This is a genomic window from Streptomyces sp. NPDC085481 (assembly GCF_044541845.1).
GTDB lineage: Bacteria > Actinomycetota > Actinomycetes > Streptomycetales > Streptomycetaceae > Streptomyces.
Map to the genome: position 1 here is coordinate 116268 of NZ_JBITTJ010000009.1, position 13959 is coordinate 130226.

Consider the following 13959-nt stretch of genomic DNA (forward strand, 5'->3'; position numbering starts at 1 on the left):
CGTATGTACGTGTGCCGTCAGAAGGTCGCTGCGCAGCGTACCCTCCCGAGGTGACGGGCCTGTTCGCAGGGTTACGGGTGCCCTTCGCGCAGGTCTCCGGGCAGCCGGGCGGGCTCGTCGGGCGACCGGGCTCAGCCCTCCGCGGGCCCCGTCGTCGTCCAGCCGGGTGCCTGTACGTGGGCCTTGAGGCTCGCCGCGTCCGCCTCGTCCCCGCAGCTCGCGCAGATCACCCGCGGGCTCAGCACCTCGCCGCAGCGGTGCTCCAGAAGCACGGGCCGGCTGCCCTCGTTGAGGTGGCGGTCGCCCCAGGCCATCAGCGTGACCAGGACGGGCTGCAGTTCCTCGCCGGCCTGGGTGGCCCGGTACTCGTAGCGCCTGGGCCGCTCGCTGTACTCGACCTTCTCCAGGATCCCGGCCTCGACGAGCCGCTTGAGGCGGGCGGTCAGGATGTCGCGCGGCGCGCCCGTGTTGCGTGCGATCCGGTCGAAGCGGCGGACGCCGAGGGAGACCTCGCGCAGCACGAGGAGGGAGTACTTCTCGCCGACCAGGGCGAGGGTGTCGGCGATGGAGCAGGGGCGGGGGGCGGCCTTCATGAGCCAAGACTAAGGCAGATCGGCAGGGGAGGGTTTGAGAATCCAACTTACTGGGCTATGTTACCGGTGAGTGTCGGTCCAGTTTTCCAACCCTGTATCCCTCGGGAGCCAGTCATGCGTGACGCCGTCATCGTCGAAGCCGTCCGTTCACCGATAGGGAAGGGCAAGCCCGGCGGAGCCCTCGCCGACGTCCACCCCGTCGCCCTGCTCTCCCACACCCTGCGCGCCCTGATCGACCGCAGCGGCATCGACCCCGCCCTCGTCGACGACGTCATCGGCGGCACCGTCGACCAGGTCGGCGAGCAGGCCATGAACACCACCCGCTACGCCTGGCTGGGCGCCGGCCTGCCCGAGACCGTGCCCGCCACGACCGTCGACCGCCAGTGCGGGTCCTCGCAGCAGGCCGTGCACTTCGCCGCCCAGGGCGTCATGTCCGGCGCGTACGACATCGTCGTGGCCTGCGGGGTCGAGTCCATGAGCCGCGTCCCGATGTGGTCCAACGTGCCGCCCGGCGCCGACCCCTTCGGCCCCGGCGTCGCGGCACGCTACCCGGAGGGCCTGGTCCCGCAGGGCATCAGCGCCGAGCTCATCGCCGCCAAGTGGTCGATCGGCCGCGAGGCCATGGACGAGTTCGCCGCCGCCTCGCACGCCAGGGCCGCGCGCAGCTGGGCGGCCGGTCACTTCGACGCCGAGGTCGTCCCGTACGGGGACGTGCGGCGCGACGAGTCGGTGCGGCCCACGACGACCACCGAGATCCTGGCCGGGCTCCGGCCCTCCTTCGAGGACCCCGGCTTCGCCGAGCGCTTCCCGCAGATCGACTGGTCGGTCACCGCGGGCAACAGCAGCCCCATCAACGACGGCGCCTCCGCCGTGCTCGTCATGGCCGCGGAGACCGCCCGCAGCCTGGGCCTGCGCCCGCTCGCCCGGCTGCACTCCTTCGCCGTCACCGGCTCCGACCCGCTGCTCATGCTGACCGGGGTCATCCCCGCCACCGAGAAGGTGCTCCGGCGGGCCGGGCTCGGCCTCGGCGACATCGACCTCTTCGAGATCAACGAGGCCTTCGCGAGCGTCGTCCTCGCCTGGCAGCAGGAGACCGGCGCCGACCCCGACAGGGTCAACGTCCACGGCGGTGCCATCGCCCTCGGCCACCCCCTCGGCGCCAGCGGCACCCGTCTGACCACCACCCTGATCCACGGCCTGCACGCCCGCGGCGCGCGCTACGGGCTCCAGGCCATGTGCGAGGCGGGCGGTCTCGCCAACGCGATGATCATCGAAGCGATGTGACGGCGGGTCCGCCGCGGAGAGATCCGGCGAGACACCCGCGCAGACGTCCGGCGAGACGCCCGCACGGAGGTCTGACAGACGCCCGCGGCGAGGTCTGACAGGCGCCCGCGGCGAGGTCTGACAGACGCCCGCGGAGAGGTCCGGACGGACGCCTAACCGAGCGGCGGCAGACGGTCCAGCCACGGGGACGGCTCGATGCCGTTCTCCGTGAGGGCGGTCACGCCGCCCGCCAGGCCCACCCCGCCCGGCCCGAAGGCGGACGGAGCCGAGCCGCGCACCGCCAGAGCCGAGGTGAGGGCGGGCGGGCCGGACACCGGGACGGTCAGGCCGAGTTCGAACAGAGCAGAGCCGGTCGTGGAGGTACGGGCCACGGGGGCCGTGTCGTCCTCCCAGGGCGCGCTCACCAGGAGTTCGGCCCGGCCGTCGCCGGTGTGGTCCTGCAGGGCGACGGCGTAGCCGAAGCCCTCGCCCGGCTTGGCGGTGGCCGCGAGCGGCGCCGAGTCCTCGGTGAAGGTGGCGCTCGGCCGGGCGGTGAGGCCCGCCGGGTCGCCGGTGAACACGGTCACGCTGCCCGTGCCGCCCGCGCCGCGCAGGGCGCCGACGGCGAGTTCGTCGCGACCGTCGCCGTTGACGTCGCCCGCGGCGAGCGCCCCGCCCCAGTACGCGTCCGCGTACGCAGGCGAGGGGCCGGCCAGGGGGACGACGGGGCTGCCGCCGATGCCGGTCGAGCCGCCGGGCGCCACGACGACCGCTCCCGAGCGGGCCGGGGCGCCGCGGTGCTGGTCGGCGAAGAGGGCGAGGTCGGCGTAGGCGGAGCCGTGGAAGCGGCCGGCGACCAGGGTGCGTACATGACCGGACGTACCGGTGTCCTCGACGTTGACCACCGCGGGGGCGGTGGCGCTCAGTCCGCCGGTGCCGCCGGCCAGGACGATGGCGGCGCCCCAGGCGGCGTCGACGCCACCGAGGGCCTCGCCGGAGGCCAGCACGGCCAGGTCGTCGTGGCCGTCGCCGCGCAGGTCGGCCGCGGCCAGCGAGGCGCCGAAGTGGTCGAAGGGCTCGGCCGCGCCGGCCACCGTGCCGTCGAAGGTCTGGGCGCCGGTCGGGGTGAGGCCGCTGGGGCCGCCGTACAGGACGGTCACCCGGCCTGCCTCGAACGCGGTGCCGACGGCCTCGCCAGGGGCGCCGATCGCGAGGTCGGCGTAGGAGTCGTCGTTGAAGTAGCCGGTGATCAGGCTCGTGCCGAACTGGTCGGCGGGCTCGTTGTCGCCGGGGACGTCCTGGGTGTTCTGGTCGATCCAGGTGAGTCCGCCGCGTCCCGCGCCCAGGTAGGGGGCGGCGCTCTGGCCGTACTGGACGGTGACCGCCCCGGCGTCGGCCAGGTCGCCGACGGCCTCGTGGGGATTGCCGAAGGCGACGTCGGCCTTGCCGTCGTTGTCGAAGTCGCCGGTGGCGACCGACTGGCCGAAGGTGTCACCGAGCTCGGAGCTCCCGGGCACGGTCGGCGAGCTGTCCTGGCCGACCAGGGCGGTGACGGGGCGCGCGCCGGCCGCGCCGCCGGGCAGGAGGTAGACGGATCCGCCCAGGTCCGCCGCGCCCACGGCGCCGTCGGCCCAGCGGGTCAGGCGAGCGGACGAGGCCACGACGACGTCGGCGGCGCCGTCGCCGTTCAGGTCCGTGCCGCGGGTCCGCTGCGTGACCGTCGCGCCGGCGGATTCCGGCAGCACCGCGGTGCTCACCGCCACCGCCACGACCAGCGCCATCGCCCACCGGTCCCGGCGGCCGGCCCCCATCCGTCCTGCCACGGTTCCCCCTTCGATCACTTGTTCGCGGGTGACTCTATACTCCGGATGACCAATGGGGGACGGGGAGGGAAAGTGGTACGTCGTCGACTCGGCTCCGTGCTGGCGGCCGTGGCCGTCGCCGGGCTCGTGTACGCGGGAGCCGCCGTGCGGGACTCCGCCGGCCAGGAATCCGCGCAGGGGCCGACCGTGGGCGCCACCACCAGCAGCGTGCGGGTGCTGACCTGGAACGTCTGCGGCGAGAGCGGCAGCTGCCGGGCCCAGGACCAGGCGGAGCAGCAGGCGGTCCGGATCGCGAACCTCGCGGCGAGCCAGAACGCCGATGCCGTCTTCCTGCAGGAGGTCTGCGGGGAAGAGGCCAAGAACGACGTGGCCTACGACGGCAGCAAGAAGGCAAGCACGAGCCTCGTGACCCTGGTGGACGGGAAGCTGGGCGAGGGCTGGAGCGTCGCGTTCCTGCCGTACACCCGCCCCGCCGAGAGCCGCTTCGGCGGCTCGGTGCCGGTCGCCCCCTCGGTCGCCCCCTCCTACCCGCCCCGCTACCAGAACCCGCAGGCCACCTCCGACTTCCGCTGCCGCGGACCGCTCCTGGTGGGCGTGCAGGGGATCGCGGTCGCGGTGAAGGGCGAGACCGGCGAGCCGGAGGAGTTCGAGCTGCACTCGCCGAAGGCCGGACTCTTCCTGAAGGCGCTCTGCGTGCGCCGCGCGGGTTCCGCACCGGTCCGGTTCTGCACCAGCCACCTCACCCCGCAGAGCGAGGACCTGGACTCCCGTGCCGGCTTCTCGTACCGCGCCGAGCAGGTGCAGCGGCTCGGCGAGCTCGTCGGGGACGGCCACGACACCGTGTTCGGCGGCGACTTCAACAGCCGCCCGCCGGACGACCCGAGCGTCGGCGCCGACAGGAACATCCTCGCCCCGCTGTACGGGAAGTACCGCGAGTGCGAGCAGGGCGCGAGCGGAACCGCGCGCAAGGGGTCGGGCACCATGTGGGACGACACGGACCAGGACCTGCGCACCGACCGCAAGTACGACTACCTGTTCTCCAAGAGCTCCTTCAGCTCCTGCCAGGTCCTGAGCGACCCGGCGCTCGCGGCCTGGTCGGACCACCTTCCCGTGCTGGGCACGGTGCCGGTCACGACCGGCTGATCCCGGCGGGCGCACCGGCCCCGACCGCGGCGCCCGCCGTCGCAGGCTCGCACTCCGGCACGGCGTCCGGCTCCGCGGCGGTCCTGGCCACCCCGCGCAGCCGGTGCCGCTTGCGCCAGCCCACCACCGCGGCGGCGGCCACCGACAGCACGATGAAGCCCGTCGCGACCAGGAAGGCGGGGGAGGTGGGCGAGGTGGCCTGGCTGCCGGCGACCACGTACGCCACCGTGTTCGGGATCGAGCCGAGTCCGGTCGCCACGAGGAACGGGACGTACTTCATCCGGGACACCGCGGCGCCGTAGTTGGCCACCGCGAACGGCATTCCCGGGAACAGGCGGATCGCCAGCATCGAGCGGAAGCCGTGCCGGTTCAGCTGCACGTCCGCCGCCGTCAGCCAGCGGCCCCGCACATAGGGGCGCAGCGCGTCCCGGCCCAGGGCGCGGCCGAGCGCGAAGGCGATGCCCGCGCCGAGTACGGTGCCGCCGAGGGCCGCGGCGAAGCCGGCCTGGGTGCCGAAGAGGGCGCCCGCCGCCAGGTTCAGGATCGGCCGCGGCACCAGGGCGGCCGTGCACACCCCGTACGCGAGGCCGAAGACCACCACCGCGCCCGCCCCGCTCAGCTGCGGCGGCCAGCCCGCCGAGAGCAGCCGCTGCGGCTCGAAGAGCAGCACCGACGACCCCGCGGTCAGCAGGATCACGGCGAGATACGTCAGCCGGGCCCGTGGCGACAGGAGCGCACGGGAGCGGCGTACGGGCACGGGGTGGGACACCCGGGGAGAGTAACCGACACGCTGATGTGATCGCCGTCATGTCCGTCACGGCCGCCGCCCCCCCTGATCCGGCCTGATCGACGAGACACCCCCTAGAGTGGGGAAATGACCATCCCGGTGCCCGGCAGCGCCCTCGCCGACACCGTGCTCGCCCGGCTCACGGAGGTCTACCCCGCCGCCGGCGACCCGTTCCGCGCCCAGGAGATGGTCGCGTACATGAAGGGCGTCGCCCCCTTCCTCGGCCTGCGCACCCCCGAGCGCCGCACCCTGTCCCGTACCGTCCTGGACGGCACCCCCGCCCCCGACGAGGCCGACTGCACCGCGATCGCCCTGCGCTGCTTCGCCCTGCCCGAGCGCGAGTACCACTACTTCGCCGTCGACTACCTGCGCCGCCACGTGAAGCGCTGCTCCTCCGCCTTCCTGCCGGTGGCCCGCACCCTCGTCACCACCGTCTCCTGGTGGGACACCGTCGACCACCTCGCCGCGCACGTCGTGGGCGGCCTCGTCGCCGCCGACCCCGCGCTCGCCGCCCGCATGGACGAGTGGATCGCCGACGACGACCTGTGGCCGGCCCGCACCGCCCTCCTGCACCAGCTCCGCTTCAAGGCCGCCACCGACACCGGACGCCTCTTCTCCTACTGCCTGCTCCGCTCCGGGCACCCGGACTTCTTCATCCGCAAGGCCATCGGCTGGAGCCTGCGCGAATACGCCAGGACCGACCCCGACGAGGTGCGCGCCTTCGTCACCGCGCACACCTCCCGCCTCTCCCCGCTCTCCGTGCGCGAGGCCCTCAAGAACCTCTGACCGCACCGAAATTCGCTCGACGAGGACGCCCCGGGCGGACATGATCGGGGCATGTCCCGGTACGCCTTCCCCGCAGCGCCGTCCGCAGTCGCGGACGCGCCGGAGGCTGCCGTCCTGACGCTCGGCGGCGACCGAAGCTGACCCTCCCCGGACCGACCGGCGGACCCCACAGGGGGAGGGTCGGTCCGGCCCCGGGGTCCCCACACATGCTTCGAGTACCGAAACGAGCGATTCAGCCATGCCCAAGCAGGCATACGCACGCACCAAGCCGCACCTCAACATCGGCACCATGGGCCACGTCGACCACGGCAAGACCACCCTCACCGCCGCCATCACCAAGGTCCTCAGCGAGCGGGCCGCCGGCGGCCCCACCACGTACGTCCCCTTCGACCGGATCGACCGCGCCCCCGAGGAGGCGCGGCGCGGCATCACCATCAACGTCGCGCACGTCGAGTACGAGACCGAGACCCGCCACTACGCCCATGTCGACATGCCCGGGCACGCCGACTACATCAAGAACATGGTCACCGGAGCCGCCCAGCTCGACGGGGCGATCCTGGTCGTCTCCGCGCTGGACGGGATCATGCCGCAGACCGCCGAGCACGTCCTCCTCGCCCGGCAGGTCGGCGTCGACCACATCGTCGTCGCGCTCAACAAGGCGGACGGCGGCGACGACGAGCTGACCGACCTGGTCGAGCTGGAGGTGCGGGAGCTGCTCACCGCGCACGGCTACGGCGGGGACGCCGTGCCCGTGGTCCGGGTCTCAGGCCTGCGGGCCCTGGCGGGCGACCCGCGCTGGACGGCGTCCGTCGAGGCGCTGCTCGACGCGGTGGACACCTACGTGCCGGTGCCCGAGCGGTACGTGGAGGCGCCGTTCCTGATGCCGGTCGAGAACGTCCTGACCATCACCGGGCGCGGCACCGTCGTCACCGGCGCCGTCGAGCGCGGCACCGTCCGGGTCGGCGACCGCGTCGAGGTGCTCGGCACCGGCACCGAGACCGTCGTGACCGGGGTCGAGACCTTCGGCAAGCCGATGGAGTCGGCCCAGGCCGGCGACAACGTGGCACTCCTCCTTCGCGGGGTGCCGCGCGGCGAGGTCCGCCGCGGCCACGTCGTGGCAGCGCCCGGCAGTGTCGCGCCGCGCCGCCGCTTCACCGCGCGGGTGTACGTGCTGTCCGCCCGCGAGGGCGGTCGCAGCACCCCCGTGACCACCGGCTACCGGCCGCAGTTCTACCTCCGCACCGCGGACGTCGTCGGCGCCGTCGACCTCGGCGAGCGGCCCGTCGCCCGGCCCGGCGAGACGGTCACCATGACCGTCGAGCTCGGCCGCGAGGTGCCGCTGGAGCCCGGCCTCGGCTTCGCGATCCGGGAGGGCGGCCGCACGGTCGGCGCCGGCACGGTGACCGAGGTCCACTGACCGCTCACGCACGCAAGCGTGGAGGCCCGCGTTCCGCACCCCGCGGGACGCGGGCCCCAAGCCCTGCGCCAGACTCGGGTCATGACGGACACTCAGAGGCGTACGGCACTGGTACTGGGCGCGGGCGGGCTGACCGGAGCGGGGTGGGAGATCGGGGTCCTGAAGGGCCTGGCCGAGACGGGGACGGATCTGACCGACGCCGATCTGGTCGTCGGCAGCTCGGCGGGCGCGGTCGTCGCCGCCCAGATAGCCTCCGGCATGTTCGCCCTGGACGAGCTCTACGAGAGCCAGCTGGCCGACCCCGTCGGCGAGCTCCCCGCCCGTCTCGGCCCCGGCGCGATCCTGAGGTACGCCGTCGCCGTGCTCGGCTCGCGCACCCCGGAGGCGTACGGGCGCAAGCTCGGCCGTCTCGCCACCGCCGCACGGACCGTCGACCTCGCCACCCGGCGTGCGGTCGTCGCGGGCCGGCTCGGGCCCGCCGTCGAGTGGCCCGAGCGGCGGGTGCTGCTCACCGCCGTCGACGCGGAGAGCGGCGAACTCACCGCCTTCGACGCGTCCGCCGGCGTGTCCCTCGCCGACGCCCTCACCGCCGGCTGCGCCATCCCCGGCGTGTGGCCGCCCGTCCCGCTCGCCGGACGGACCTGGATCGACGGCGGCGTGCACTCCACCGCCAACGCCCACCTCGCGGCCGGTTACGAGCGGGTCGTCGTCATCGCCCCGAGTGCCGCCGGCAACAAGGTGATCCTCTCCCCGGCCCGGCAGGGCGCCGCCCTCGCCGCCGCGGGCGCGCGGGTCGAGGTCATCACACCCGACGCCGAGGCCAGGCGGGCCTTCGGCCGTAACCCGCTCGACCCGGGCCGCCGCGCCCCCGCCGCCCGGGCCGGGCGGGCCCAGGCCGCGACCCACGCCGAGGCCGTAGCCGCGCTGTGGGCACAATGAGGCTGTGGGCACAATGAGGGAGTGAACGAGCAGATTCCCGTCATCCGCGACGTCGACTGGGGCACGGCGCGGCTCATGCCCGACGTGGACACCGAACGGGGCTGGCTGCTCACGGTCGACGGCGCGCCCCAGTCGTACGTCGACCTCGACGATCCGACGCACCTGGAGTTCGAGTACGCCCAGCGGCTCGCCCACGTCGTCGACCTCGCCGCCGACGAGGGCGCCCCGCTGGACGTCCTGCACCTGGGCGGCGGGGCGCTCACCCTGCCCCGGTACGTCGCCGCCACCCGGCCCGGCTCCCGGCAGGACGTCGCCGAGGCGGACAGGGGCCTGCTCGCCCTGGTCGCCGAGCACCTGCCGGTGCCGGAGGGTGCCGGGATCGCGGTGCACGGGGCGGACGCCCGCGCGTGGCTGGAGGCCGCGCCGGACGCGTCCGCGGACCTGCTGGTCGCCGACGTGTTCGGCGGCTCGCGGGTGCCGGCCCACCTCACGTCCGTGGAGTACGCCCGGCAGGCGCGGCGGGTGCTGCGGCCGGGCGGGACCTATGCGGCGAACCTGGCCGACGGGGCGCCGTTCGGCTTCCTCCGCTCGCAACTGGCCACCTTCGCGGCCGTCTTCCCCGAGCTCGCGCTGATCGCCGAGCCCGCCGTGCTGCGTGGCCGGCGCTTCGGCAACGCGGTGCTCGTCGCCTCCGACCGGGAGATCGACCCCGTACCGCTGGCGCGCCGGACGGCCGCGGACGTCTTCCCGGCGCGCGTGGAGTGGGGCGAGGCGCTGGCCCGGTTCACCGGTGACGCGCGGCCGGTACGGGACGACGGCGCCGTCCCGTCACCCGTGCCCCCGGACGGTGCCTTCGGCGTCGGCTGAGGCGTCGGCTGAGGCGTCGGCTGAGGCGTCGGCCGAGGGGTCCGCCGCGGCGTCCTCCGAGCTCGGATCTGCCGCCTCCGCGGTGCCCGCCACCTGCTTCGTACGGCGGGTCAGGTTGCGTACGTCCGGCACGAGCAGCACCAGCGCCGTCACCAGCACGATCAGCGTCGCGGAGCCCCACAGCGCGTTGCTGCGGCCGAAGAGGTCCTCCGCGGGGCCGGCCAGCGCGGTGGACAGCGGCAGCATCGCCGTCGAGCCGAACCAGTCGTAGGCGGCGACCCGGGACAGCTTCTCCTCCGGGATCTCCTGGTGCAGCGCCGTCATCCAGGAGACGCCGAACACCTCGATCGCCACCCCGCTGACGAACATCGCGGCCGAGAGCCCGACCACGTCGAGCGGGACCGCGAGCGCCGCCGAGGGCAGGGCGATCGGGAACACGCACAGGGTCCCGACGAGCAGCAGCCGGCGCGGCTTCCACCGCATCATCAGCACCGCACCGGTCAGCGTTCCGACGCCGAACGCGGCGAGCGCGAGCCCCCAGGGCCGGGCGCCGCCCAGCTCGTCACGGGCGACCAGCGGCCCGTACACCGATTCCGCCGCGCCCACCAACGCCACCACGATGGCGAACTGGGCGACGATCGACCACAGCCAGGGGCGGCTCGCGAACTCGTCCCAGCCCTCGCGCAGATCGGCCAGCAGGCCGCCGCCGGGCGCGCGTTCGGGGATGTGCCGTACGTCGAGGAAGGCCCGCAGCGCGCCCGCGAGGGCGAACGCGGCCGCGTCGACGGCGAGCACCCAGCCAGGCCCCATGGCGGCGATCATCGCGCCGCCGAGCGCGGCCCCGCCGATGCCGGCGCCGTTCATCGCCATCCGGAAGAGGGCGAAGGCGCGGCCGGCCTGCTCACCGCTGACGCTGGACATCAGCATGCCCTCGGCGGCCGGGCTGAAGAAGGCCTGCCCGGTGCCGCACAGGGCGGTGAGCAGCATCATGTGCCACAGCCGGGCCTCGCCGGTGAGGACGAGGACGGCGAAGACCGCCTGCGAGACGCAGTTGAGGGCGTTGGCGGCGACCATGACCCGGTGCCGGGGCACCCGGTCGGCGATGGCTCCCCCGACGAGCAGGAACAGCACCAGGGGCAGGGTGCGGGCCATCGCGACCAGGCCGACGTCCCCGCCGTCGCCACCGGACTGGATGACGGCGAACGCCGCCGCGATCAGGGCGCCGTGGGTGCCCAGGTTGGTGACGATCGCGGCGGCGGTCAGCAGCAGGTAGTTCCGCCCGGCCCAGCCGGGTATGCGGGCGCGGTTCAGGACGACTCCGGGGTCCCCGGGGCGAGCCGCACGGTGGAGAGGATCTGCTGGACGGTGGCGTTGGGCAGCTCTTCCTTGACGCCGGCGGCGGCGTACAGCACGAAGGAGGAGAAGTCGCCCTTGGCGTTCTTGAAGGAGAAGGCGACGGACTTGCCGTCCGACTCGCACTTGTTGCGCTTCTTGATGCCGGGGGCGGTGGCGGTGGCCATGCTGCCCTTGAGGCCGGACTTGGTGGTGTACGGCACGGCCTTGGTGATCTTGATGGTGCCCTTGGGCATGTGCTGGGCGTAGCCCGCCCACACCCAGTTGCCGGCCTCGTTGAAGGCCGCCTCGTCGGTGTTCTTGGCGCCCTGGCCGCCCTTGGTGGCCGCGGTGCTCAGGCCCCAGGTCTCCTCGGTGCCGTTCTTGTCGGTGTCGTACGTGCACCACTTGCTCTTGAAGCGGGCGGGCGAGGACATGGTGACGACGGGGGAGCCGTCGCCCTTCTTCTCGTCCTCGAAGTAGGTGATGGTGCCGGTCTTCGACACCTCCCACTCGGGCGGCACGTCGAACAGCGTGCCGTACTTGGGGTTGTAGACGACCTTCCAGCCCGGGATCGTCGGCTGCTGGCCGGCGCTGTCGCGCGGGTTGTCCAGCGGCGGCGCCGGGGAGGTGGCGGGCGCCGAGGAGGCCGTCGTCGTCGGCTTCGGGTCGTCGGCCTGGTCCTTCTTGCCGTCGTCCTTGCCGAGGACCAGATAGCCGGCGACGCCGGCCGCGGCGAGTACGGCCACGGCGGCCACGATCGCCACCACGGTGGTCTGCTTCTTCTTCCCGCCGTCACCGCCGCCCGGCTGCGGCGGGCCGGGCACCGCGTACTGCGGCACGGTCGGCTGCTGGTACGGGTTCGGCTGCTGGTACTGCGGGTTCGGCTGCCCGTAGGCGGGCTGGGTCGGCTGCTGCTGGTACCCCGGCTGCGTGTAGGGGTTCGGCTGTCCGTATCCCCCCTGCGCGTACGGGTTCTGACTCTGGTCCTGCGGGTTCTGCTCGCCCCCGGGCGGCTGCTGTCCTGGCCACATGGCCAGTAACGATAGAGGTGCGGCGGTGGTCAGGCTACGGCCGCCCCCGTGCGGGGATGGCGAAGAGTGCTACCCACGGGTAACATCACGGCCCATGAGCGCAGACCAGATGACCGTCGGCGAGATGCTCGCCGCCACGGTGCCCATGGCCCGGACCCTCGACCTGGAGTTCCTGGAGACCACCGCCGAGCGCGCCGTCGTGCGCCTGCCGGACCAGGCCGCGTACCACAACCACGTGGGCGGCCCGCACGCCGGCGCCATGTTCACCCTCGCCGAGTCGGCCAGCGGCGCGATCGTCCTCGCGGCCTTCGGCGACCAGCTGAGCCGCGCCGTGCCGCTCGCCGTCAAGGCCGAGATCGGCTACAAGAAGCTCGCCATGGGCGTCGTCACCGCGACCGCGACCCTGGGCCGCCCGGCCGCCGAGGTCGTCGCCGAGCTCGACGCGGGCGAGCGCCCCGAGTTCCCCGTGCACATCGACATCACCCGCGAGGACGGCGCCGTCACCGGCGAGATGACGGTGGTCTGGACCCTGCGCCCGAACTCCTGACGCGTTCCGGCTCCCCGTGGCCGCGCGGACCTCGTGCGGTCACGGCCGGTTCGCCGTGACCGGGTAGGCTGCCGGGGTTCGGTCGCCGCTACGGGAGAGGAACCCATGCACGTCCAGGAGTGGCTGGAGACGATCCCGGCGGTCGCCGTCTACGCGCTGGTCGGGGTGGTGATCGGCCTGGAGAGCCTGGGCATCCCGCTGCCCGGCGAGATCGTGCTCGTCAGCTCGGCGCTGCTCGCCTCGCAGCACGGCGAGATCAACCCGTACGTCCTCGGCGCCTGCGCCACCCTCGGCGCGATCATCGGCGACTCGATCGGCTACGCGATCGGCCGCAAGGGCGGCCGGCCACTGCTGACCAGGCTCGGCAGGAGATTCCCCAAGCACTTCAGCGACGCCAACATCGGCGTCGCCGAGCGCTCCTTCGAGAAGTGGGGCATGTGGGCGGTCTTCTTCGGCCGCTTCGTGGCCCTGCTGCGGATCTTCGCCGGCCCGCTCGCGGGCGTGCTGCGCATGCCGTACTGGAAGTTCCTCATCGCCAATGTCTTCGGCGGCATCCTGTGGGCGGGCGGCACCACGGCCGTCATCTACTCGGTGGGCATCGTCGCCGAGGCCTGGCTCAAGCGCTTCTCGTGGCTCGGCCTCGTGGCCGCGGTCCTCGTCGGCCTCGCCTCGATGCTGATCATCAAGAACCGGGCCAAGAAGGCCGCGGCCACGGCCGAGGTGACGGCCGCCGCCGAGTAGGTCCTTCGGGGGTGGGCCGCTCAGTCCCCGAAGGCCTCCGCGTGGCCCTTGGCGAGGTGCAGGTACATCTCGGCGTTGAGCCGGATGCCCGCCCGCTCCTCCTCGGTCAGCGGACGCCGCACCTTGGCCGGCACCCCCGCGACCAGCGAGCCGGGCGGCACCTCCATCCCCTGCGGGACGAGCGCCTGCGCGGCGACCAGCGACCCGGCCCCGATCCGGGCGCCGTTGAGGATCGTGGCGCCCATGCCGACCAGCACGTCGTCCTCGATCGTGCAGCCGTGGACGGTCGCGTTGTGGCCGATCGTCACCCGTGCGCCGATCGACACCGGATAGCCCGGGTCGACGTGCACCGTGCAGTTGTCCTGGACGTTCGCCTCCTCGCCGACCTCGATGGGGCCGCAGTCCGCCCGCAGCACCGCGTGGTACCAGATGCTGGCGCGCGCCCCGAGGGTGACCTCGCCGAGGACCACCGAGGTCGGCGCCGTGAAGGCCGTCGGGTCGACCCGCGGCTCCTTGCCGCCCACGGCCTTGATCAACGCCCCTGACACCTCTGACCCCTGCGTCATCGTCTGCTCTCCTGCTCGCTCGCTTCTTCGGTCGCGCCTCGCGGCGAAGCGTAGCCGCGGCCCATGACGGACATCACAGCGCACCGCACTGATCAGCGACGACGCCGCCGACTACGGTGTC

General features: G+C 73.6%; 14 protein-coding genes. 8 read left to right on the top strand and 6 right to left on the bottom strand.

The window, feature by feature from the left end; genetic code table 11:
- Positions 1 to 131: 131 nt before the first annotated feature.
- The gene (locus tag ACIGEZ_RS20350; RefSeq protein ID WP_399832933.1) at positions 132 to 593 is read right to left on the bottom strand and encodes a winged helix-turn-helix transcriptional regulator; all 462 of its coding nucleotides are present in this window, start codon (positions 591 to 593) and stop codon (positions 132 to 134) included.
- A 114-nt stretch (positions 594 to 707) separates the two neighbouring features.
- Here ACIGEZ_RS20350 and ACIGEZ_RS20355 point away from each other — a divergent pair, with 114 nt between their 5' ends.
- On the top strand, positions 708 to 1877 hold the full coding sequence (locus ACIGEZ_RS20355; RefSeq protein WP_399832935.1) for a thiolase family protein: 1170 nt from the start codon (positions 708 to 710) through the stop codon (positions 1875 to 1877).
- 152 nt (positions 1878 to 2029) lie between these two features.
- Here ACIGEZ_RS20355 and ACIGEZ_RS20360 read toward each other — a convergent pair whose 3' ends face one another.
- Positions 2030 to 3679 (bottom strand): VCBS repeat-containing protein, encoded by a 1650-nt coding sequence (locus ACIGEZ_RS20360; RefSeq protein WP_399832937.1) that lies wholly within the window; start codon positions 3677 to 3679, stop codon positions 2030 to 2032.
- A gap of 72 nt (positions 3680 to 3751) precedes the next feature.
- Here ACIGEZ_RS20360 and ACIGEZ_RS20365 point away from each other — a divergent pair, with 72 nt between their 5' ends.
- Positions 3752 to 4822: an endonuclease/exonuclease/phosphatase family protein gene (locus tag ACIGEZ_RS20365; RefSeq protein WP_399832939.1), complete on the top strand. Its 1071-nt coding sequence runs from the start codon at positions 3752 to 3754 to the stop codon at positions 4820 to 4822.
- Here the strand turns inward: ACIGEZ_RS20365 and ACIGEZ_RS20370 are convergent.
- The gene (locus ACIGEZ_RS20370; RefSeq protein WP_399832941.1) at positions 4809 to 5591 is read right to left on the bottom strand and encodes a TVP38/TMEM64 family protein; all 783 of its coding nucleotides are present in this window, start codon (positions 5589 to 5591) and stop codon (positions 4809 to 4811) included. The two genes, ACIGEZ_RS20365 and ACIGEZ_RS20370, sit on opposite strands and share 14 nt — an antisense overlap.
- Before the next feature lie 105 nt (positions 5592 to 5696).
- Between ACIGEZ_RS20370 and ACIGEZ_RS20375 the strand changes: the two genes are divergently transcribed.
- The 4 genes from ACIGEZ_RS20375 to ACIGEZ_RS20390 all read left to right on the top strand — a co-directional run bounded on the left by ACIGEZ_RS20375 (position 5697) and on the right by ACIGEZ_RS20390 (position 9618).
- The gene (locus tag ACIGEZ_RS20375) at positions 5697 to 6395 is read left to right on the top strand and encodes a DNA alkylation repair protein (protein WP_399832943.1); all 699 of its coding nucleotides are present in this window, start codon (positions 5697 to 5699) and stop codon (positions 6393 to 6395) included.
- Between the two features lie 238 nt (positions 6396 to 6633).
- Positions 6634 to 7812, top strand: coding sequence for an elongation factor Tu (gene tuf, locus ACIGEZ_RS20380; RefSeq protein ID WP_399832945.1), 1179 nt, complete (start codon positions 6634 to 6636; stop codon positions 7810 to 7812).
- 81 nt (positions 7813 to 7893) lie between these two features.
- Positions 7894 to 8751, top strand: coding sequence for a patatin-like phospholipase family protein (locus ACIGEZ_RS20385; protein WP_399832947.1), 858 nt, complete (start codon positions 7894 to 7896; stop codon positions 8749 to 8751).
- 21 nt (positions 8752 to 8772) lie between these two features.
- Positions 8773 to 9618 carry a spermidine synthase gene (locus ACIGEZ_RS20390; RefSeq protein WP_399832949.1) on the top strand — a complete coding sequence of 282 codons (846 nt, stop codon included), beginning with the start codon at positions 8773 to 8775 and terminating at the stop codon, positions 9616 to 9618.
- Here ACIGEZ_RS20390 and ACIGEZ_RS20395 read toward each other — a convergent pair.
- Together ACIGEZ_RS20395 and ACIGEZ_RS20400 are read right to left on the bottom strand one after the other, a co-directional pair.
- Positions 9580 to 10929, bottom strand: coding sequence for an MFS transporter (locus ACIGEZ_RS20395; protein WP_399833247.1), 1350 nt, complete (start codon positions 10927 to 10929; stop codon positions 9580 to 9582). The genes ACIGEZ_RS20390 and ACIGEZ_RS20395 overlap by 39 nt on opposite strands.
- Positions 10926 to 11984 (bottom strand): hypothetical protein, encoded by a 1059-nt coding sequence (locus ACIGEZ_RS20400; protein ID WP_399832951.1) that lies wholly within the window; start codon positions 11982 to 11984, stop codon positions 10926 to 10928. The genes ACIGEZ_RS20395 and ACIGEZ_RS20400 overlap by 4 nt, the downstream gene beginning before the upstream one ends.
- A 109-nt stretch (positions 11985 to 12093) precedes the next feature.
- On the opposite strand from ACIGEZ_RS20400, the gene ACIGEZ_RS20405 reads away from it, so the two are divergent.
- Together ACIGEZ_RS20405 and ACIGEZ_RS20410 are read left to right on the top strand one after the other, a co-directional pair.
- Positions 12094 to 12531, top strand: coding sequence for a DUF4442 domain-containing protein (locus ACIGEZ_RS20405; RefSeq protein ID WP_399833249.1), 438 nt, complete (start codon positions 12094 to 12096; stop codon positions 12529 to 12531).
- A gap of 105 nt (positions 12532 to 12636) precedes the next feature.
- Positions 12637 to 13272, top strand: coding sequence for a DedA family protein (locus ACIGEZ_RS20410; protein WP_399832953.1), 636 nt, complete (start codon positions 12637 to 12639; stop codon positions 13270 to 13272).
- 20 nt (positions 13273 to 13292) lie between these two features.
- Here the strand turns inward: ACIGEZ_RS20410 and ACIGEZ_RS20415 are convergent, their stop codons facing one another.
- The gene (locus tag ACIGEZ_RS20415; protein ID WP_399832955.1) at positions 13293 to 13838 is read right to left on the bottom strand and encodes a gamma carbonic anhydrase family protein; all 546 of its coding nucleotides are present in this window, start codon (positions 13836 to 13838) and stop codon (positions 13293 to 13295) included.
- Positions 13839 to 13959: the final 121 nt, after the last annotated feature.

Excerpts from the sequence above, each read along its gene's own strand:
- ACIGEZ_RS20350 (WP_399832933.1), bottom strand. The coding sequence starts at position 593 with ATGAAGGCCGCCCCCCGCCCCTGCTCCATCGCCGACACCCTCGCCCTG.
- ACIGEZ_RS20355 (WP_399832935.1), top strand. The coding sequence starts at position 708 with ATGCGTGACGCCGTCATCGTCGAAGCCGTCCGTTCACCGATAGGGAAG.
- ACIGEZ_RS20375 (WP_399832943.1), top strand. The coding sequence starts at position 5,697 with ATGACCATCCCGGTGCCCGGCAGCGCCCTCGCCGACACCGTGCTCGCC.
- tuf (WP_399832945.1), top strand. The coding sequence starts at position 6,634 with ATGCCCAAGCAGGCATACGCACGCACCAAGCCGCACCTCAACATCGGC.
- ACIGEZ_RS20385 (WP_399832947.1), top strand. The coding sequence starts at position 7,894 with ATGACGGACACTCAGAGGCGTACGGCACTGGTACTGGGCGCGGGCGGG.
- ACIGEZ_RS20400 (WP_399832951.1), bottom strand. The coding sequence starts at position 11,984 with ATGTGGCCAGGACAGCAGCCGCCCGGGGGCGAGCAGAACCCGCAGGAC.
- ACIGEZ_RS20405 (WP_399833249.1), top strand. The coding sequence starts at position 12,094 with ATGACCGTCGGCGAGATGCTCGCCGCCACGGTGCCCATGGCCCGGACC.
- ACIGEZ_RS20410 (WP_399832953.1), top strand. The coding sequence starts at position 12,637 with ATGCACGTCCAGGAGTGGCTGGAGACGATCCCGGCGGTCGCCGTCTAC.
- ACIGEZ_RS20415 (WP_399832955.1), bottom strand. The coding sequence starts at position 13,838 with ATGACGCAGGGGTCAGAGGTGTCAGGGGCGTTGATCAAGGCCGTGGGC.